The organism is Streptomyces sp. NBC_00448, assembly GCF_036014115.1.
Taxonomy (GTDB): Bacteria; Actinomycetota; Actinomycetes; order Streptomycetales; family Streptomycetaceae; genus Actinacidiphila.
In genome coordinates, this window is record NZ_CP107913.1 from 6,566,176 (window position 1) to 6,583,624 (window position 17,449).

At 70.9% G+C, this 17,449-nt stretch carries 19 protein-coding genes; 8 read left to right on the forward strand and 11 right to left on the reverse strand.

Annotated elements, in window-relative coordinates; translation table 11 throughout:
• Positions 1–218: 218 nt before the first annotated feature.
• The gene (locus tag OG370_RS28320) at positions 219–1,187 is read right to left on the reverse strand and encodes a diacylglycerol/lipid kinase family protein (RefSeq protein ID WP_328469108.1); all 969 of its coding nucleotides are present in this window, start codon (positions 1,185–1,187) and stop codon (positions 219–221) included.
• 48 nt (positions 1,188–1,235) lie between these two features.
• Between OG370_RS28320 and OG370_RS28325 the strand changes: the two genes are divergently transcribed.
• On the forward strand, positions 1,236–1,709 hold the full coding sequence (locus tag OG370_RS28325) for a hypothetical protein (RefSeq protein ID WP_328469110.1): 474 nt from the start codon (positions 1,236–1,238) through the stop codon (positions 1,707–1,709).
• A 238-nt stretch (positions 1,710–1,947) separates the two neighbouring features.
• On the opposite strand, the gene OG370_RS28330 is transcribed toward OG370_RS28325, so the two are convergent.
• The 4 genes from OG370_RS28330 to OG370_RS28345 all read right to left on the reverse strand — a co-directional run bounded on the left by OG370_RS28330 (position 1,948) and on the right by OG370_RS28345 (position 5,290).
• Complete coding sequence (locus OG370_RS28330; protein WP_443060903.1) at positions 1,948–2,910, reverse strand: RNA polymerase sigma factor SigF; 963 nt, start codon at positions 2,908–2,910, stop codon at positions 1,948–1,950.
• Between the two features lie 262 nt (positions 2,911–3,172).
• Positions 3,173–3,586 carry an anti-sigma regulatory factor gene (locus OG370_RS28335; RefSeq protein WP_093740726.1) on the reverse strand — a complete coding sequence of 138 codons (414 nt, stop codon included), beginning with the start codon at positions 3,584–3,586 and terminating at the stop codon, positions 3,173–3,175.
• Positions 3,587–3,741: 155 nt separating this feature from the next.
• Entirely contained in the window at positions 3,742–4,323 is a 582-nt protein-coding gene (locus OG370_RS28340) for a GNAT family N-acetyltransferase (RefSeq protein ID WP_328469116.1), read from the reverse strand.
• Between the two features lie 52 nt (positions 4,324–4,375).
• Positions 4,376–5,290, reverse strand: a complete 915-nt coding sequence (locus OG370_RS28345; RefSeq protein ID WP_328469118.1) for a 1-aminocyclopropane-1-carboxylate deaminase/D-cysteine desulfhydrase — start codon at positions 5,288–5,290, stop codon at positions 4,376–4,378.
• Between the two features lie 207 nt (positions 5,291–5,497).
• On the opposite strand from OG370_RS28345, the gene OG370_RS28350 reads away from it, so the two are divergent.
• Positions 5,498–6,391, forward strand: coding sequence for a MurR/RpiR family transcriptional regulator (locus OG370_RS28350; protein WP_328469120.1), 894 nt, complete (start codon positions 5,498–5,500; stop codon positions 6,389–6,391).
• Between the two features lie 129 nt (positions 6,392–6,520).
• On the opposite strand, the gene OG370_RS28355 is transcribed toward OG370_RS28350, so the two are convergent.
• On the reverse strand, positions 6,521–8,542 hold the full coding sequence (locus OG370_RS28355) for an N-acetylmuramoyl-L-alanine amidase (RefSeq protein ID WP_328469122.1): 2,022 nt from the start codon (positions 8,540–8,542) through the stop codon (positions 6,521–6,523).
• 218 nt (positions 8,543–8,760) lie between these two features.
• Between OG370_RS28355 and OG370_RS28360 the strand changes: the two genes are divergently transcribed.
• The gene (locus tag OG370_RS28360; protein ID WP_328469124.1) at positions 8,761–9,180 is read left to right on the forward strand and encodes a MerR family transcriptional regulator; all 420 of its coding nucleotides are present in this window, start codon (positions 8,761–8,763) and stop codon (positions 9,178–9,180) included.
• A complete protein-coding gene (gene trxA, locus OG370_RS28365; RefSeq protein ID WP_328469126.1) occupies positions 9,177–9,593 on the forward strand; it encodes a thioredoxin in 417 nt (138 codons plus the stop codon). The genes OG370_RS28360 and trxA overlap by 4 nt, the downstream gene beginning before the upstream one ends.
• A 107-nt stretch (positions 9,594–9,700) precedes the next feature.
• Here the strand turns inward: trxA and sodN are convergent, their stop codons facing one another.
• A complete protein-coding gene (gene sodN, locus OG370_RS28370) occupies positions 9,701–10,096 on the reverse strand; it encodes a superoxide dismutase, Ni (RefSeq protein ID WP_103884447.1) in 396 nt (131 codons plus the stop codon).
• Between the two features lie 134 nt (positions 10,097–10,230).
• Between sodN and sodX the strand changes: the two genes are divergently transcribed.
• Positions 10,231–10,656 carry a nickel-type superoxide dismutase maturation protease gene (gene sodX, locus OG370_RS28375; protein WP_328469130.1) on the forward strand — a complete coding sequence of 142 codons (426 nt, stop codon included), beginning with the start codon at positions 10,231–10,233 and terminating at the stop codon, positions 10,654–10,656.
• Here the strand turns inward: sodX and OG370_RS28380 are convergent.
• Entirely contained in the window at positions 10,560–11,192 is a 633-nt protein-coding gene (locus OG370_RS28380) for a CGNR zinc finger domain-containing protein (protein ID WP_328469132.1), read from the reverse strand. The two genes, sodX and OG370_RS28380, sit on opposite strands and share 97 nt — an antisense overlap.
• A gap of 82 nt (positions 11,193–11,274) precedes the next feature.
• Between OG370_RS28380 and OG370_RS28385 the strand changes: the two genes are divergently transcribed.
• Complete coding sequence (locus OG370_RS28385) at positions 11,275–12,057, forward strand: class I SAM-dependent methyltransferase (protein ID WP_328469134.1); 783 nt, start codon at positions 11,275–11,277, stop codon at positions 12,055–12,057.
• 161 nt (positions 12,058–12,218) lie between these two features.
• Here the strand turns inward: OG370_RS28385 and OG370_RS28390 are convergent, their stop codons facing one another.
• Genes OG370_RS28390 through OG370_RS28400 form a run of 3 tightly spaced genes read right to left on the reverse strand, consistent with a single transcriptional unit; the run spans position 12,219 to position 15,007 of the window.
• Positions 12,219–12,971 (reverse strand): amino acid ABC transporter ATP-binding protein, encoded by a 753-nt coding sequence (locus OG370_RS28390; RefSeq protein ID WP_328474486.1) that lies wholly within the window; start codon positions 12,969–12,971, stop codon positions 12,219–12,221.
• Positions 12,972–13,023: 52 nt separating this feature from the next.
• Positions 13,024–14,031: an amino acid ABC transporter permease gene (locus OG370_RS28395; protein WP_328469136.1), complete on the reverse strand. Its 1,008-nt coding sequence runs from the start codon at positions 14,029–14,031 to the stop codon at positions 13,024–13,026.
• Position 14,032: 1 nt separating this feature from the next.
• On the reverse strand, positions 14,033–15,007 hold the full coding sequence (locus OG370_RS28400; protein WP_328469138.1) for an ABC transporter substrate-binding protein: 975 nt from the start codon (positions 15,005–15,007) through the stop codon (positions 14,033–14,035).
• A gap of 422 nt (positions 15,008–15,429) precedes the next feature.
• On the opposite strand from OG370_RS28400, the gene OG370_RS28405 reads away from it, so the two are divergent.
• Both OG370_RS28405 and OG370_RS28410 read left to right on the forward strand, forming a co-directional pair.
• Complete coding sequence (locus OG370_RS28405; protein ID WP_328469140.1) at positions 15,430–16,644, forward strand: NAD(P)-dependent malic enzyme; 1,215 nt, start codon at positions 15,430–15,432, stop codon at positions 16,642–16,644.
• Between the two features lie 179 nt (positions 16,645–16,823).
• On the forward strand, positions 16,824–17,378 hold the full coding sequence (locus OG370_RS28410; protein WP_328469142.1) for a Uma2 family endonuclease: 555 nt from the start codon (positions 16,824–16,826) through the stop codon (positions 17,376–17,378).
• Positions 17,379–17,449 lie beyond the last annotated feature (71 nt).

Genomic DNA, 17,449 nt, shown 5'->3' on the forward strand with positions numbered 1-17,449 from the left:
CGGTCCCGCTTGGTGTGAGGTAGGAGATTCGGGCTCTCATGGGGGCCGTTTGTCGGCCGTCCCGATCGCCAGTAAGAGACTCGCAAACCTCGGCTGGAGATACAACCCCTTCAGGGAAGTTTTTTTGGATTCCTCGGTGTCGCCTCGGTCACAGCCGTACTTCCATGGGGTGCGGGGCAGCCTAAACGTTCGAGTAAAAGGACTTTAGGCTCTTCGACTTACACAATCACACGCAGTGCACGGCGTACGCCTGTGAAGGTTGCGTTCGTACGCAGTCCCAGGTGGTCACCGTCGACCTGGAAGGGCAGCGGAGCCTGCGAATGCAAGGTGAAGTCCGTCAGATCGTGCAGCGCCACCGCGTACTTGCCCCGGGGCCCGCGCTCCGGGGTGGAACGGAGCAATTGCGCCGCGTAACGGGCGCCCGCGACCGTGGACATCTTGGTGACGCCCAGCAGGTCGAGCGCGGTGTCGAAGGACGCCCCGGGGGAGGCGTACACCGGTCTGTTGCCGAGGTACGTCCACGGGGCGGTGTTGCAGATTATGGCGGTGGACAGCTCTTCGATCGGCTCCTGGTCCGGCTGCTCCAGCGTGATCGTGCCGTGCCGGCGGTGCGGGTCGGCCATGAACTGGCGGGCCACCTGCCGCAGGTACAGCGCGTGCGTGGAGCGTTTGCCCAACTCCCGCTGCTGCTCGACCCGTCCGACCACGCCCGCGTCGAAGCCCAGGCCCGCGCAGAAGGTGAACCAGCGCGGCGGTACGCCCTCGTCCTCGCTGCCCCGGGTGCCGCTCACCAGGCCCAGGCCCACGGTCCGGGAGGAGCCCGCGCGCAGCGCGTCCAGCAGGGCGCCGGTGGCCTCCACCGCGTCGTTGGGCAGGCCCAGGGCGCGGGCGAAGACGTTGGTCGAGCCGCCGGGGACCACCGCGAGCTGCGGCAGGGTCTCCGGGTCGGGGCCGTGGTGCAGCAGGCCGTTGACCACCTCGTTGACGGTGCCGTCGCCGCCGAGGGCCACCACGAGCTCGACCTCGCCGCCCTCCGCGGCCCTCCGGCCCAGGTCCCGTGCGTGCCCGCGGTACTCGGTGGTGGCCACCTCCAGCTTCAGATCGCTGGACAGCGCGGTACTGATCACGTCGCGGACCCGCGCGCTGGTGGTGGTGGCGGCGGGGTTGACCACGAGAAGAGCACGCATGCTCGACAGCGTACCTACGGATTTTCACGCCGGGCTACGCTGGCACGTGTGAGCCAGAAGACGACGAAGCGCAAGGAGTCCGGCGCGGGCGGGGGAGACGGCATGGCCGCCGGCCCCACGGCACAGGTGCCGCCGGCCGGGCAGCCGACCGGGCCGCCGCCCCTGCGGCTGACCGCCGCGGCCGCGGTGGCGGGGCTGGAGGGGCTCTCCATCGCCGCGTGGGGCGTGACGATGTTCTTCGGCGGCAGCAGTGACGTGCTGCCCGGGTTCCTCGTGCTCGCCCTCGCCGCGCTTCCGCTCCTCGCGGCGTACGGGCTGCGCCGGGCCCGGCAGTGGAGCCGCGGGCCCGCGCTCATCGTCCAGCTCGTCGCGCTCCCGATCAGCTGGAACATGGTGCGCAGCGACGGCGCCGGGTTCGTCGCCTCCGGCGCGGTGCTCGGGGTGCTCGCGCTCGCGGGCCTCGTCCTCCTCGTCCACCCCGCCACCACCGATGCACTGGGTATCAACAGGACCGCCGCCTAGCCCGACCCCGTGACTGCCCGGACCTTGCGGCCCGTGGGTGGCTGGTCGCGCCGTTCTCCCCCAGAGCTTCGCCTGGGAGGTACCCCCACGCGCCCCTGTGTATGTGCGGCTTGCCCCGGAGGGACCCGGGCATATCCAGGGGCGCGGGGAATGGTGCGACCAGCCCCCACCGGCAGGTGGTCCCTGAACCGACAGCACACACCACCCCGGGGGGTCCGCTCGGCCGGCCCGGCAAGGGCTACTCGTCGATGAGGAGCTTGTCGCGGAGCTGCGCGAGGGTGCGGGCGAGGAGGCGGCTGACGTGCATCTGGGAGATACCGACCTCCTGCGCGATCTGCGACTGCGTCATGTTCCCGAAGAACCGCAGCAGCAGGATCGTCTTTTCACGCGGCGGGAGTTGCTCCAGAAGCGGCTTGAGGGACTCGCGGTACTCGACCCCCTCCAGGGCCTCGTCCTCGGAGCCGAGCGTGTCGGCGACGGCCGGCGACTCGTCGTCGGTGTCGGGCACGTCGAGCGAGAGCGTGCTGTACGCGTTCGCGGACTCCAGCCCCTCCAGGACCTCCTCCTCGGAGATCTTGAGGTGCTCGGCGAGTTCGTGCACGGTGGGCGCGCGCCCATGCCGCTGGGACAGCTCCCCGGTGGCGCTGGTGAGCGCCAGCCGCAGCTCCTGGAGCCGGCGTGGGACGCGGACCGCCCAGCCCTTGTCCCGGAAGTGCCGCTTGATCTCGCCGACGACCGTGGGCGTGGCGTACGTGGAGAACTCCACCCCGCGGTCGACGTCGAACCGGTCGACGGACTTGATCAACCCGATCGTGGCGACCTGGGTGAGGTCGTCCAGCGGCTCGCCGCGGTTGCGGAAGCGACGGGCGAGGTGCTCGACCAGCGGGAGGTGCATCCGCACCAACTGGTTGCGCAACTCGGCCCGCTCCGGCGAGCCCTCGGGCAGCTTGCCCAGCTCGACGAAGAGCGCGCGGGCCCCCGAGCGGTCGTGCGGGTCGTGCTGCTCGGCGGACTCGCCCGCGGCGGGCTCCTGTTCGGGCCGCTCGGACTGCTCCGGCCGCTCCGGCTGGTCCGCTTGCTCGGCCTGCTCGGCCTGCTCGGCCTGCTCGGGTTGTCCCGGCTGGTCCGGTCGTCCCGGTTGCTCGGGCCGGGCCGGCTGGTCGGGCTGCTCCGCCGATGCCGCGTGCTCGTGCTGATCCATCCGGTCCGCCTGCTCCGCCTGCTCCGACGCGTCCATCACTTCCCTACGGTCCGTCCGGCCCCGGGCCAGGCCGGGGTCGGGGTCCGCCGCCCCGGGATCGGGGTGCGGTCTTGCCGACGGCCGCGGCGGCCCACCCGGCCCGGCGCCCACGGGGTCCGGCTGCTGGGCCGGCACGGAGGCATGCCCGCGCGCCGCGGGCACGTCGTGCTCCGCGGGTGGGCCGGGGGTGTCTGCTGGACTCACGACGGCCGCCTCACATGCCTCACGACAGCCCGGGTACGGCGCCGCGCTTCTTGTGCAGACTGATGCTGACCGTCCGGTCCTCCGCGACGGTGGAGTCCACCTCGCCGGCCAGCGCGGAGAGCACCGTCCAGGCGAAGGTGTCGCGTTCCGGTGCGCGGCCGTCGGTGGTCGGCGCCGACACGGTGACCCACAACGAGTCCCCGACCAGCCGGAACACGCAGCTCAGCACCGAACCGGGGACGGCCTGTTGCAAGAGGATCGCGCACGCCTCGTCGACGGCGATCCGCAGATCCTCGATCTCGTCGAGGGTGAAGTCCAGCCGGGCCGCGAGTCCGGCCGTGGCCGTCCGCAGTACCGACAGATACGCTCCCGCCGCGGGCAGCCGGACCTCGACGAAGTCCTTCGACCCGGGCTCGCCTGCGATCTGGGACACCCACACCTCCAAGGTGGCACACAGTGATTGCTCTGGTTCGCAGCGACGCTACCGCGATCCGTACCCGGCTGTCGCCCGGACGGCGCACGGCCCCTTCCCATTCTGTCACCGATCGTAAGCGTACGGGTACGGAACGTGGAGTGCGCGCTGCCGACTCAACGCGCATGAGTCGGCGTCTGATTGGACGATGGGATGGTCGCACCGGTTGCAGTGATCGCTGATCCGGTGATCTCCGCTTCGGCGCGCGTGCCGGCCCGGGCCGCCAGCGCGTGCAGGGCGGGGCCTGACAGGCGCTGGACCGTCCACTCGTCCTGCGGCAGCGCGCCGATCGACCGGTAGACCCCGAGCGCCTGTTCGTTCCAGTCGAGCACCGTCCACTCGAAGCGCTCGTAGTCGCGCTCGACGCAGATCGCCGCAAGCGCGGCCAGCAGCGCCTTTCCGTGGCCGCCGCCGCGCATGTCCGGGCGGACGTACAGGTCCTCCAGGTACATGCCCGGCTTCCCGGTCCAGGTGGAGAAGTTCCGGAACCACAGCGCGAACCCGGCCGGTCCGCCGCCGTCGCCCTCGCCGTCGGGCTCCGCCATGAGCGCGGAGGCCACCGCGTCGGGGCCGAACAGGGCGTCCCGCAGTTGCGCCACGGTCGCCCGCGCCTCCTGCGGTGCCCGCTCGTACGCGGCCAGTTCGCGGATCATCGCCTGGATGGCGGGGACGTCTTCGGGGGTCGCGGCGCGGATCATGTCACCAGATTACGACCGTACGGTGTGAGCGGTGTACGAGCGTCCGGTTCGCTCATCCGGTGATCACGGCGGCGACCCGGGTGCCGGGCGGGAAAGCGCCCTCCTCGGCGAGGTGGAAGACGGCGTGCAGCGTCTTGGCGACGTAGACGCGTTCCAGGTCCCTGCCGTCCAGGGCGTCGCGGTGCCGGGCCGCGAAGTCGGCGGTGAAGGCGTCCAGCGCCGGGGTGGTACGGGCGAAGCCGCCGCAGTGGAAGCGGTCCGCCACGCTCCAGTCGCCGCGCCGCCCGCCGAACGCGTCCTGCTGGAGCCGCAGCACCTCCTCGGTGAGGAAGCCGCCACGCAGCACCGCGACGCCGATCGCGCGGGCCGGTGCCGGCAGTCCGGCGGCCAGCCCGGCCAGGGTGCCGCCGGTGCCGCAGGCGACCGCCACCACGTCGGCGGCCGCGCCGATCTCCCGGCCGAGCTCCGTACAGCCGTGCACCGCGGGGGAGTTGGAGCCGCCCTCGGGGAGCACATGGGCGGGGCCGTACCGCTCCAGCAGCGGGGCCAGGACGCCCGGCTCGGTCTTGCGGCGGTAGGCGGCGCGGTCGAGGAAGTGCAGCCGCATGCCGTCGGCGGCGGCGCCGGCGAGCGAGTCGTTGAGCGGGCGGCCGGCCAGTTCGTCGCCGCGCACCACGCCGACCGTGCGCAGGCCCAGCAGTTTGCCCGCGGCGGCGGTGGCGCGCAGGTGGTTGGAGTAGGCGCCGCCGAAGGTCAGCAGGGTGTCGTGGCCGGCCTCGACGGCGGCGGCCAGGTTCGGGGCGAGCTTGCGGAATTTGTTGCCCGGGAGCAGCGGGTGGGCCAGGTCGTCCCGCTTGAGCAGCAGGCGCACTCCGTGCCGGGCCAGCCGCTCGTCGGCGACCTCCACCAACGGAGTCGGCAGCCGCCCTCCAGGGTGCCCCGGGGGCAGCGGTACGGATACGTTCACCCACCCATTCTCCCGGGCGCCCCTCCGAGCAAGTGCGGCTCCCACCGTGCCCGCCCCGGAGGGTCAGGCGGAAGTGTCACCCGCATGGGTGACACCTGACGGCGCGCGGCAGCCGTCGCAAGAACCGGAGTTTTCTTGGCGCACCGCCCCCACAAGCGGGATTCACGGTGCATCCTTACTCCCGTGCCTGAAGAGGACCCGAGACCCGTGAGGTCCGCAGCGGCGGGAGCCACTGCGGCCAGTGACGCGGGAGACGCGCTCACCGCGACCGTGCGCGGGCTGCTGCCCTCGCTCACCCCGGCCGCCGCGCGGATCGCCGCGCTCATCGTGCGCGACCCCGCCCAGGTGGCCCGCAGCACCATCTCGGAGTTGAGCGCGCTGGCGGGCACCAGCGAGTCCTCGATCGTGCGCACCGCCCGCGCGCTCGGTTTCGCCGGCTACCCCGAACTGCGGCTCGCGCTCGCCGCGTCGGCGGCCCGGCAGAGCCCGCGCTCGACGCTCTCGGCGGGCATCACCCCGGACGACTCGGCCGGCGAGGTGATCGCCAAGCTGGTGCACACCGAGTCCCAGGCGGTGCTGGAGACCGCCACCCAGCTCGACCCCGAGCAGCTCACCGGCGCGGTCAAGGCGGTATGCGGGGGAGGGCAGTTGCACATCGCCGGGGTCGGCGCCTCCGGGCTCGTCGCCCAGGACCTGCAGCAGAAACTGGCCCGGGTCGGCCGGCCCTGCCACGCGCACGGCGACTCGCAGTCCGCGCTCACCAGCGCGGTGCTGCTCGGCGAGGGCGACGTGTTCCTGGCCGTCTCGCACTCCGGCGAGAGCCGCGACGTGCTCGAACCGCTGCGCCGCGCCTCCGCGTTGGGCGCCACCACCGTGGTGATCACCAACCACCCGATGTCCTCGGCCGCCCGGCTCGCCGGCTTCGTCCTGGTGTCGGCGGGCCGGGAGACCACCTTCCGGCCGGGCGCGATGGCCAGCCGGATCAGCCAACTCGTGGTGGTGGACTGCCTGTTCGTGTGCGTGGCGCAGCGCACCTTCGACCTGTCCAGCCGTGCGCTGCGGATCACCCACCAGGCGCTGGAGAGCGACCGGGCGCGCTGACCTCGCGCACCCGGCCGCTCCCGTCGTTCCGGTCCTTCGACGTCCTGACGTCACGGTGAACCGACCTCCGGCCGTCGGCCTCGCCGCCGCTCGGCCGCTGCCGGCCGCCGGTTCACCGCGGTCCTGACGTCACTTCGCCGGCACCACGTCCACGTCGTCCGCGCTCACGAACGCCATCCGGTGGTTGTAGACGATCTCGTACACCTTGGTCTTGCCGATGAAGTCGGTGCGGTCGTGCGGCGCGGACCCGTCGTAGTAGATCGCGAAGTACGAGTCGGTGTTCACCGCCGGGCCCGACGCGACGTACGACTGGCCGGCCGCGATCGAGTACTTCTTCGCGGGGGTCTGCGGGCGCGGCGCGGTGCCGCCCTCGAAGGCCACGAAGTCCGCCGGGTAGACCGACGCCTCCGGGTAGGCCGTGGTGTAGACGGGGATCGTGGTGCGCCCGGCCTTGGGCACGATCCGCTCGGCCTTCACCGGCACGGTGGTCGGGTGCTGGGCGGTGTCCTGGAGCCACGCCTCCTGCCCGCCGTACCAGATGGCGGTCCAGCCGGGCCGGCGGTCGGCGACCACGTACTGCTCACCGGCGGGCGCCTTGTCGCCCCAGTCGTTCATGGCATCGGTGCCCGCACCGGTCGGATGCAGGTAGGGGTCGGCGAGCAGCGGCGCGCTCGTGCTCGGCGCGGTGTACAGCGGCACGAAGCTGGACGGCGTGTCGCTGGAGGTCACCGGGCAGTCGAAGCTGCGGTACGGGCCGGGGAACTGCTTGTAGCCCTGCACGTCGTCGCAGTACGTGGTGGTCTGCTTGTTGTTCCGGTAGCCGGGCTTGATCGCGACGATGTCGCTGCCCTTCTTCGCGGTGGCGTGGATCGGCGCGCCGAGCAGGTCGAAGAAGTGCTCCCAGTCCCAGCCCGGTCCCGGGTCCCAGTGCTGGGTGGCGATGCCGGTCTCGGTGCCGCCGGGGATGTTGTCGTGGCCGAGGATGTGCGCGCGGTCCAGCGGGATGTCGTACTTCGCCGCGAGGTACTTCACCAGGTTGGCGGTCGAGCGGTAGAGGTCCTCGCTGAACCAGGCGGCGCCGTGGGTGGCCCACGCCTCCTGCTCGATGCCGATCGAGTGCTGGTAGAAGGAGCGGTTGGCGCTGTCCCAGGCGATGTCCTTGTCCGGCGTCATCTGGGTGACCAGGCCGTCGGAGGAGCGCACCACGTAGTTCGCGCCGGCCGCGTAGGTCGGGTCGCGGAACAGGTCGAGGGTGCCGTCGTAGGTCTCGTCGGTGGTGTGCAGCGTGATGTAGCGGATGTCCAGGCCGCCGTTGGGGCGGTCGGCGATGTCGTGGCTGCCGTAGTCCCCGAGGTCGCTGGGGTCCAGCAGGGTGTAGGCGCCCGGGATGGAGTTGCACGTCACGGACTTGGGGCATTCGGGCTTCTGGTCGCTCACCGGCGGGGTGACGTCCTTCAGGCCCAGCTTGCGCACGTCGTTCCGGTTCGGGTGCAGCCCGCGCACCGGGGCCAGCGTGATCTGCTGGCCGTCCTCGGTGGTCCGGGTCTCGCCGGTGCGCATGGCGCTCCACACGCCGTCGGCGAACGCCTGCGCGACCTTGTCCTCGGTGGACTGGCCGTAGCGCGCCGCGGCGGCGTACCAGCCGTCGACGGTCCGCGGCAGCTTGCCGTGGCCGTAGCTCCTGGCGTACGAGGCGAGCAGCGCGGCGCCGCCGCGGATGTTCTGCGTCTCGTCGCTCTGCACGGTCGCGGTGTCGGTGCCCAGCAGCGCGGCCGCGGCGGCCGCGGTGTGCTCGGCGGGCGCCTTGAGCAGGTCGGCGTAGCGCGGGGACTGGGTGGTCAGACCGTCGGCGTCGAGTTCCTTGGTGGTGAGGTCGGTGAGGTTCATCGGGCCGTAGCCCGCCTCGGCGTTCTCCTGCCCGGCGTGGTCCTCCCACCGGGTCTCGTAGAACGACACCGCTTCGAGCACCGGCGCCGGGACGCCGAACTCGGCTGCGGCCGAGGTGAATTCGGCCTGCCGCGTGGACTGCGGGTCGGCGGCGCGCGCGGTGGTCGTGGTGACCGCGGTCACCGACAGGCCGGCCAGCAGCGACATCGCCGCGACCAGCGTGGCCGCTCTGCGCCTGCGGGGGAGGTTGAGGGGGTGGTGCATCCAGGCTCCTCGCGTTCCGGATGGGCGTGCATGGAGAGAAGTACTGGGCCGCAGCCTGGCGAGGTCGGCTGGCAGTAAGCAACCTCCTCGACGTAAATCCTGAAAGTTTTCTTCAGAGCCCGGGGTGCGGGTCGGTGCGAGTCGGGTGATTCCGGGCCGCGCGCCGCCGCCCGCCGGGGCTGGCCTTGACGCATACGTCAAGGTCTACGGTCGTTCGCATGCGCATCGGTGAACTCGCGGACCGGGCGGGCACCACGACCCGTACCCTCCGCTACTACGAATCCCTCGGGCTGCTGCCGCCCGCCGGGCGGGCCGCCAACGGCTACCGCTCCTACGGCGACGAGCACGTGCGGCTGCTGGCGCAGATCCGCACCCTCCAGGACTTCGGCTTCGGCCTGGAGGAGACCCGCCCCTTCGTCGAGTGCCTGCGGGCCGGCCACGAATCCGGCGACACCTGTGCGGACTCGCTCGCGGTCTACCGGCGCAAGCTCGCCGAACTGGACGCGTGCGTCGAGCGGTTGCGGTCCGTACGCGACCAGGTCGCCGCGCAGCTCGCCCGGGCGGAACTGGCCGCGGGGGCCGGCGAGGAACCGATGTGCGAGCTGGGCCCACCGACCGAGAGGACCACGTCGCCATGACCATCACCACCGGCAGCACGCACGGCACCGGCAGCACGCACGCCGGCACGCACGTCACCGGGAGTACCGGCACGACCGCCGGTCATCCGCACCCGGGCGTGCCCGTCACCACCGACTCGACCTTCGCCGCCGACGTGCTCGCCTCCGATCTGCCCGTGCTGGTCGACTTCACCGCGTCCTGGTGCCCGCCGTGCCGCATGATCGCGCCGGTGCTCGCGGAGATCGCCGTCGAGGAGGCCGAGCGGCTGCGGATCGTCCAGCTCGACGTGGACGCCAACCCGGCCACCCAGGCCGCGTACGGCGTGCTGTCCATGCCGACGCTGATGCTCTTCCGGGCCGGCGAGCCGGTCAAGGTCCTGGTGGGCGCGCGGCCGAAGCGGCGGCTGCTCCAGGAGCTGGCCGACGAGATCTGAGCGCCGCCACAGACGACGACGGCCCCGATCGTGTGACACCGCACGTAAACGTGGGGAACGTCACACAGACGGGACCGTCGGTCGTCTGCGGGTGGCGCGGCGGGCGGTCAGGCCTGCTTGGTCTCCCAGAAGATCTTGTCGATCTGGGCGATCAGGTCGAGGGCCTTCTGGCCGGTCGCCGGGTCGTTCGACGCCTTGGCGGCGCTGAGCGCCTTCAGGGTGTCGTTGACGAGCTGGTGAAGCTGCGGGTACTTCTCGAAGTGCGGGGCCTTGAAGTAGTCGCTCCACAGCACCGAGACGTGGTGCTTGGCGAGTTCCGCACGCTGCTCCTTGATCAGGACAGCGCGGGTGCGGAAGTCAGCGTCCTCGTTGGCCTGGTACTTCTCCTGCACCGCCTTCACGGACTCGGCCTCGATGCGGGCCTGAGCCGGGTCGTACACACCACACGGCAGGTCGCAGTGTGCGCTTACCTTCACCTTGGGCGCGAACAGGCGAGTGAACATGGCCGTCCTTCCTCGTGATCGTCTTTCAGGTGCGACATTACTCCCTGGGGTAGTCGTTTTCCCGGCTGCCCCAGGTGGCTTAGGACAAAAGTCTGGTGTCACCCTGGGGGAAGAAACGAACCTGGAGGCGGAGGATGCGGGAACAGGGGGCGAGGCTGTCATGGCAGCTCGTCGAGGTCACCGGTCCGTCGATGGCACCGACACTGCTGCACGGCGACTGGCTGCTGATCCAGAAGGTGAGCAGCGGAGCCGAGCAGGTACGCGAGGGGGACGTCGTGGTGATGCGGCATCCCCTCCAGCAGGACCTGCTCATCGTCAAGCGAGCGGTCGAGCGCCGCGAGAGCGGCTGGTGGGTGATGGGGGACAACGCCTTCGTCGCCAACGACAGCCGGGAGTTCGGCACCGTGCCGGACGAGCTGGTGCTGGCCCGGGCCAGAGGCCGGTTCCGGCCGCCGGGTGAGCTTCAGCGCTCGGTGGCGGGGGTCGCGTCCTGGGCGGCGTCGTGCGTGCGCCCGCTGCGGGCCGACCGGTCGTTCTCCAGGCGCTTGCGGGCCCGGTAAGCCGCCACGTTCGCGCGGGTGGCACAGCGGTCGGAACAGTACCGGCGCGAGCGGTTTGTCGATGTGTCGACGTATGCGTTGCGGCAGGGGGCCGCTTCGCAGATTCCCAGCCGGTCCACGCCCAATGAGGTGACCTGGACCGCCAACCCCATGCAGGCGCTTGCCGAGTAGGCGGCCGCGGTGTTCACCGCGTGATCTGCCAGGTGCATATGCCAGTCGGGCCGGCCGGTCTCCTCGTTGACGGTTGTGTGCCCGGAGATCTGCGGGCTGACCGGGAACTCCAGCATCAGCGCGTTGAGCAGGTCCACCGCGCGGACCTCGTCCTGCTCGTCGGCCGCCTCGAAGATCCCGCGCAGCCGGGTCCGCACCGCGCGCAGCCGCGCGACGTCGCTCTCCACCACCCGCGCGGCGAGCTGGGTGCTGTTCCCGCACAGTTCCCGGACGGTGTCCGTCGAGGTCAGGGTGTCGGTGCCGCGCCGCGGCTCCTCGGTGTTCACCAGGCGCACGGCGTAGTCCGAGTAATAAGCCAGTTCCACTTGTGGTCCTTACTGGTCACGGTCTAGGCTCTGTAATAGCCGCTTGGGCTACTAGGGTATTACATGCAAGGAGGGGTTCGGAGTGTCCATCACATCCGAGAGCGCCAGGAGCGATCGGCACGGCACGGACTGGGCCGCCTGGCAGCGGAGCTGGGATCGCCAGCAGGAGTGGTATCTGCCCGACCGGGAGGAACGCTTTCGGGTGATGCTCGACATGGTCGAGGCGACGGTCGGCGACGCGCCCAGGGTGCTGGATCTCGCCTGCGGTACCGGAAGTATCACGGACCGGCTGCTGCGGAGGTTCCCGCAGGCGCGCAGCACCGGGGTCGACCTCGACCCGGCGCTGCTCATCATCGCCCGCGGGTCCTTCGCTCAGGACGACCGGACCTCCTTCGTCACCGCCGACCTCAAGGACCCGCACTGGCCGGACACCCTCCCGTACGACTCCTACGACGCGGTGCTCACCGCGACCGCGCTGCACTGGCTGCACTCCGACGAGCTGAGCGTGCTCTACGGGCAGTTGGCCGGGCTGGTCCGGGCCGGCGGGGTGTTCCTCAACGCCGATCACATGCCCGATCCCGGCACGCCCCTGATCAACGCGGCGGAGTCCGCGCTGCGGCACGCCCGCATGGAGCGGGCGCGCGCGGAGGGTGTGCTCGGCTGGGCCGAGTGGTGGGAGCTCGCCGCGGCCGAGCCGGCGCTCGCCGAGGCCACGGCGGAGCGGTTCCGCATCTACGGGGAGCATGCGGACGGGGATACGCCGTCCGCGGGGTGGCACGCCGAGGCGTTGCGCTCCGCTGGGTTCCGGGAGGCCCGTGCGGTGTGGGCTTCGCCCTCGGACGCAATGACGCTGGCGCTGCGCTAGGGCGGTCCCCCCGGGGTGCCCCGTCCTCGCCGCACGGGACCTAGCGGTCCGCGGTGGCTTGTTGCGCAGTTCCCCGCGCCCCTGAATTTGCTCGGCCACCTCCGGGGCAAGCACGCGGAAGCCGCGCTTACCCCGGGGGGTCGGGGCACCGTGGCTGGGCGTCACAGCACCTTGGAGAGGAAGGCCTTCGTGCGTTCGTGCTGGGGGTTGCCCAGCACGTCGCGGGGGTGGCCGGACTCCACGACCTGGCCGTCGTCCATGAAGACCAGCGCGTCGCCGACCTCACGGGCGAAGCCCATCTCGTGGGTGACGACGATCATCGTCATGCCGTCCTCCGCGAGCCCGCGCATCACGTCGAGCACGTCGCCGACGAGTTCGGGGTCGAGCGCGGAGGTCGGCTCGTCGAAGAGCATCAACTTGGGCTCCATGGCGAGCGCCCGCGCGATCGCCACCCGCTGCTGCTGCCCGCCGGACAGCTGGGACGGGTAGCTGGCCGCCTTGTCCGCCAACCCCACCCGGTCCAGCAGGCGCTGGGCCCGCTCCCGGGCCACCGCCCTGGTCTCCCGGCGGACCTGCACCGGGCCCTCCATGACGTTCTCGATCGCCGTGAGGTGCGGGAAGAGGTTGAACCGCTGGAAGACCATCCCGATGTCGCGCCGCTTGGCGGCCACCTCGCGGTCCCGCAACTCGTAGAGCCTGCCGCCGTGTTCGCGGTAGCCCATCAGCTCGCCGTCGACCCACAGCCGGCCGGCGCTGATCTGCTCCAGGTGGTTGACGCACCGCAGGAACGTGGACTTGCCCGAGCCGGACGGCCCGATCAGGCAGAACACCTCGCGGGGCGCCACCTCCAGGTCGATGCCCTTGAGGATGTGCGCGGCCCCGAAGGACTTGTGCACCGCCTCGGCCCGCACCATCGGTTCGACGCCGGACTTCACCAGGCCGGCGCCCTTGCTGGGGGTGCTCATCTCAGGCCACCTTCGGTCGGCGCACGGTGGTCAGGTTGCTCATGACCTTCTGCCACGGGGTCGGCGGCAGCGAGCGCTGCGAACCACGCGCGTACCGCCGCTCCATGTAGTACTGGCCGACGCTGAAGACGCTGGTCAGCACCAGGTACCAGATCGAGGCGACGAAGTACATCTCCATGATCGCGGTGGTGTCGCTGCCGATGTTGGTGGCGGCGCGCAGCAGTTCGGTGTACTGCACCACCGACACCAGCGACGAGGTCTTCAGCATGTTGATGAACTCGTTGCCGGACGGCGGGATGATCACCCGCATCGCCTGCGGCAGGATGATCCGGCGCATCGTCTTCGCGCCGGTCATGCCGAGCGCCTGCGACGCCTCCGACTGCCCCACGTCCACCGACTGGATGCCGGCCCGGACGATCTCGGCCATGTACGCGCCCTCGTTGAGGCCGAGGCCCAGCAGGGCGGCCACGAACGGGGTCATCACGGCGGTGGTGTCGTTCTTGTACACCGGCATCAGGTTGATGGTGTGGAAGATCAACGCGAGGTTGAACCACATCAGCAGCTGCACGTACACCGGGGTGCCGCGGAAGAACCAGATGTACAGCCACGCGACGGCGCCGGTCACCGGGTTCTTCGACAGCCGCATCACCGCGAAGAGCACGCCGAGCACCAGGCCCATGGCCATGGAGCACACCGAGATGAGGATGGTGTGCCACACGCCCTGGAGGATGGTGTGGTCGAAGAGCCGGCCGCGGACGGTGCCCCACAGGATGTCGCCCTGGGAGAACGCGTAGGCGAGCCAGCCCAGCAGGGCGAGCACGACCAGCCCGGCCACCCAGCGCCCGTAGTGGCGCACCGGGATGGCGCGGATCGGCTCGTACGGCACGGTGGCCGGCGGCGCGCCGGCCGGTTCGCCGGGCGGGGCCTGCGGCGGGGTCTTCGGCGACGTGTCGGACGGGGGGTTCGCCGGGGTGTCGGCCGGTTCGGGGCCGGCCACTGCACCGGTCATGTCAGGAGCCGCCGTTGATCGCGGCGGTCTTGATCGCGCCGCTGTCGGCGTTCCACTTGTGCAGCACCTGGGCGTAACTGCCGTCCTGGATGATCGCGTTCATCGCCTGCTGGAGGACGTCCCGCAGCTGGCTGTTGCTCTTGTCGAGCGCGATGCCGAACGGGCCGGCGTCGGCCGGGGAGCCGGCGATCTGGAAGTCCTTGCCGTTGCCGGACTTCTGCGCGATGTAGGCGGCCACCGGGGTGTCGTTGAGGTCGGCGACCGCGCCGCCGGCCTTGACCCGGGTCTGCGCCTCGGCATCGGTGTCGAACGCCTGGATGTTCAGGCCCTTCGAACCGCAGGCCGTCTTCTGCTTCTTGAACGCGTCCTCGTAGATCGTGCCGCGCTGGACGGCGACGGTCTTGCCGCACACGTCGGCGAGCGAGCTGATGTTCTTCGGGTTGCCCTTCTGCACGAGCAGCGAGGAGCCGGACATGTAGTAGTCGACGAAGTCGACGCCCTTGCCGGTCTTCTTGCCCTTGTCGTCCAGTCCCTGCTGGCGGTCCTTGGTGTCGCTCATAGCGGACATCACGATGTCCTCGCGGCCGGTGTAGAGCGAGGTGATCAGACCGTCGAACTGGCCGTTGGTGAACTCGAGCTTCACGCCCAACTGCTTGGCCAGCGCGGCGCCGATGTCGGGGTCTATGCCGATGATCTTGCCGTTGGAGGTCTGCTCCATCGGTGCGTACGAGGCGTCGGTGCCGACCTTGATCACACCGGCGTCCTGGAACTTCTTCGGCAGCTTCGCGAAGAACGGCGCCGCAGACGTGCTGGTCGAGGACGTACCACCGGACGAACCTCCCGACGAGCTACCGGAGTCGTCCTTCTTGGTCTGGTCGCCGCACCCGGTGAGCACCAGGGCGCCGGCGACCGCGAGGGCGGCGACCGCGGTGAGGCGAGTGAGGGGGGTCGAACACCGAGGGGAGCCTGCGGTCATCGCTGTGTCCTCCAACGAAACGAGCGTGTTACCTACAGTCGGTTCTTGGGCGCCGGGGGCACGCATCTTCGAGTGCCGCCACCCAGTGTGATCTGTGCATCTTGCCATCCGGACAGCGCCAGGCAGGGTTCTCGTTGTGTCAAAATCGGATAACGGGCCATCCCCGGGCTGCCATCGGGCCGGCACACCAAGGCCGGACCGCGATGGGGGCCGTGTCGATCGTTTTGCACTCGTCATCGGAAACCTGCTTCCGGTAGAACGGGTCCTTCACCCCTCATCCGGGGCCTATGGCGTGCGTGCGGCGCGCCTGGTGCCGCCCTGTCACCCCGGCTACTCGTACCCGGTGGCAGCGGCGCCGAGCCCACCTCTCCCCATACCGGGGCGAGCACTCACCCTCACCTTCTCGACCAAGGGGTCACACAGTGGCAGCGGAGATCGTCAATCCCCGAAACGGTACGGACACCGCCGAAGCGGACGAAGACTTTCCGATCGACCCGGTGTTCGCGCTGCACCGCGGCGGCAAGATGGAGGTGGTCGCCACCGTCCCGGTCCGCGACGCCGACGACCTGTCGCTCGCCTACACGCCCGGCGTGGCCGATGTCTGCACGGCGATCGCCGAACGGCCGGAACTCGTGCACGACTACACCTGGAAGTCGCAGGTCGTCGCGGTGGTCACGGACGGCACCGCGGTGCTCGGGCTGGGCGACATCGGGCCGGAGGCGTCGCTGCCGGTGATGGAGGGCAAGGCGATCCTCTTCAAGCAGTTCGGCGGCGTGGACGCGGTGCCGATCGCGCTGGCCTGCACCGACGTCGACGAGATCGTGGAGACCGTGGTGCGGCTCGCGCCGTCCTTCGGCGGGATCAACCTGGAGGACATCTCCGCGCCGCGCTGCTTCGAGATCGAGCGGCGGCTGAAGGACGCGCTGGACATCCCCGTCTTCCACGACGACCAGCACGGCACCGCGGTGGTCACCCTCGCGGCGCTGCGCAACGCGGCCACGCTCACCGGCCGTTCGCTCGGCGACCTGCGGGCGGTGATCTCCGGCGCGGGGGCGGCCGGCGTCGCGATCGCGAAGATCCTGCTGGAGGCGGGGGTCGGCGATGTCGCGGTCACCGACCGCAAGGGCGTGGTGCACGCGGGCCGGGACGACCTCAACGCGGTGAAGCGCGAGGTGGCTTCGTATACGAACAAGGCGGGGCTGACCGGTTCGCTCCAGGACGCGCTGGTCGGTGCGGACGTCTTCATCGGCGTCTCCGGGGGCACCGTGCCGGAGGAGGCGGTGGCGCGGATGGCGGAGGGCTGCTTCGTCTTCGCGATGGCCAACCCCACGCCCGAGGTTCACCCGGACGTGGCGCACAAGTACGCGGCGGTGGTGGCCACCGGGCGCAGCGACTTCCCCAACCAGATCAACAACGTGCTCGCCTTCCCCGGCATCTTCGCGGGTGCCCTCCAGGTGCGGGCCTCGGCCATCACCGAGACGATGAAGCTCGCGGCCGCGGAGGCGCTGGCCGCGGTGGTCGCCGGCGAACTGTCCGCGGACCGGGTCATCCCGTCCCCCTTCGACCCGCGGGTGGCCCCGGCGGTCACCGCGGCGGTCGCGGCGGCGGCCCGGGCGGAGGGCGTGGCGAGGCGCTGAGCCCTCCGGGCCGGGTGGCCGGGCGGTCGGTTCGACGGGGGAGGAGCGTCTGCGGCACACCTCCCCCTACCGGCCACTCGAACGGGTGATTCGGTTCGCGGGCGCGGGCGTCGGGGGAGCGGGGTGCGGTAGACCGGGTGGGAAGGTGTCGTCGTACGTCGGGCGTGTGAGGAGGACCGTTGACCGCAGAGCCGGAGCTGTATGCCGTCGGTGATCCTGAGACCGCGTTGAAGTACGCGATCCAGCACATCCGGGGGGACCGGGTGCAGATCGTCGAGGGTGTGATCGATCCGGTGGCGCCGAGCCGGGACCACGAGTTCGTGGCCTCGTCCATCAGGGAGCAGATCGCCGGCGCGTTGCGTGAGTTGGGCTGCGTGGCGGGGTCGGGGAATCTGGACCTGCCGGGGAGCAGCAACTGGTATGTCCCGGATCTCGCGGTGGTGCCGCACGGGTTGGCCAAGGGGGCCGGTGCGCTGCTGCCGGAGCAGACGCTCCTCGTGGTCGAGGTCACCTCGGAGTCGAACGGCGAGACCGACCGGATCGCCAAGCGCCGAAGGTACGCCGAGTACCGCGCGCCGCTGTACCTGCTCGTGGATCGGCAGGAGCGTACCTGCACGTTGTTCGCGGAGCCGGGGCCGCTCGGGTACACCGAGGTGCGCGGGACGCACCCGTTCGGGGCGCCGGTGCGGCTGCCGGGGCCCTTTGACGTGGAGTTGGACACCGGGGGTTTTTAGGCGGGTCGGGAGGGGGAAGGGGCTCGGGTCACACCGGGGGGGTGCTTCCGTACTGGTGGGTAGGGGGCCTA

Excerpts from the sequence above, each read along its gene's own strand:
- OG370_RS28320 (WP_328469108.1), bottom strand. The coding sequence starts at position 1,187 with ATGCGTGCTCTTCTCGTGGTCAACCCCGCCGCCACCACCACCAGCGCG.
- OG370_RS28330 (WP_443060903.1), bottom strand. The coding sequence starts at position 2,910 with ATGGATCAGCACGAGCACGCGGCATCGGCGGAGCAGCCCGACCAGCCG.
- OG370_RS28340 (WP_328469116.1), bottom strand. The coding sequence starts at position 4,323 with ATGATCCGCGCCGCGACCCCCGAAGACGTCCCCGCCATCCAGGCGATG.
- OG370_RS28355 (WP_328469122.1), bottom strand. The coding sequence starts at position 8,542 with ATGCACCACCCCCTCAACCTCCCCCGCAGGCGCAGAGCGGCCACGCTG.
- OG370_RS28360 (WP_328469124.1), top strand. The coding sequence starts at position 8,761 with ATGCGCATCGGTGAACTCGCGGACCGGGCGGGCACCACGACCCGTACC.
- trxA (WP_328469126.1), top strand. The coding sequence starts at position 9,177 with ATGACCATCACCACCGGCAGCACGCACGGCACCGGCAGCACGCACGCC.
- sodN (WP_103884447.1), bottom strand. The coding sequence starts at position 10,096 with ATGTTCACTCGCCTGTTCGCGCCCAAGGTGAAGGTAAGCGCACACTGC.
- sodX (WP_328469130.1), top strand. The coding sequence starts at position 10,231 with ATGCGGGAACAGGGGGCGAGGCTGTCATGGCAGCTCGTCGAGGTCACC.
- OG370_RS28390 (WP_328474486.1), bottom strand. The coding sequence starts at position 12,971 with ATGGTGCGGGCCGAGGCGGTGCACAAGTCCTTCGGGGCCGCGCACATC.
- OG370_RS28395 (WP_328469136.1), bottom strand. The coding sequence starts at position 14,031 with ATGACCGGTGCAGTGGCCGGCCCCGAACCGGCCGACACCCCGGCGAAC.
- OG370_RS28400 (WP_328469138.1), bottom strand. The coding sequence starts at position 15,007 with ATGACCGCAGGCTCCCCTCGGTGTTCGACCCCCCTCACTCGCCTCACC.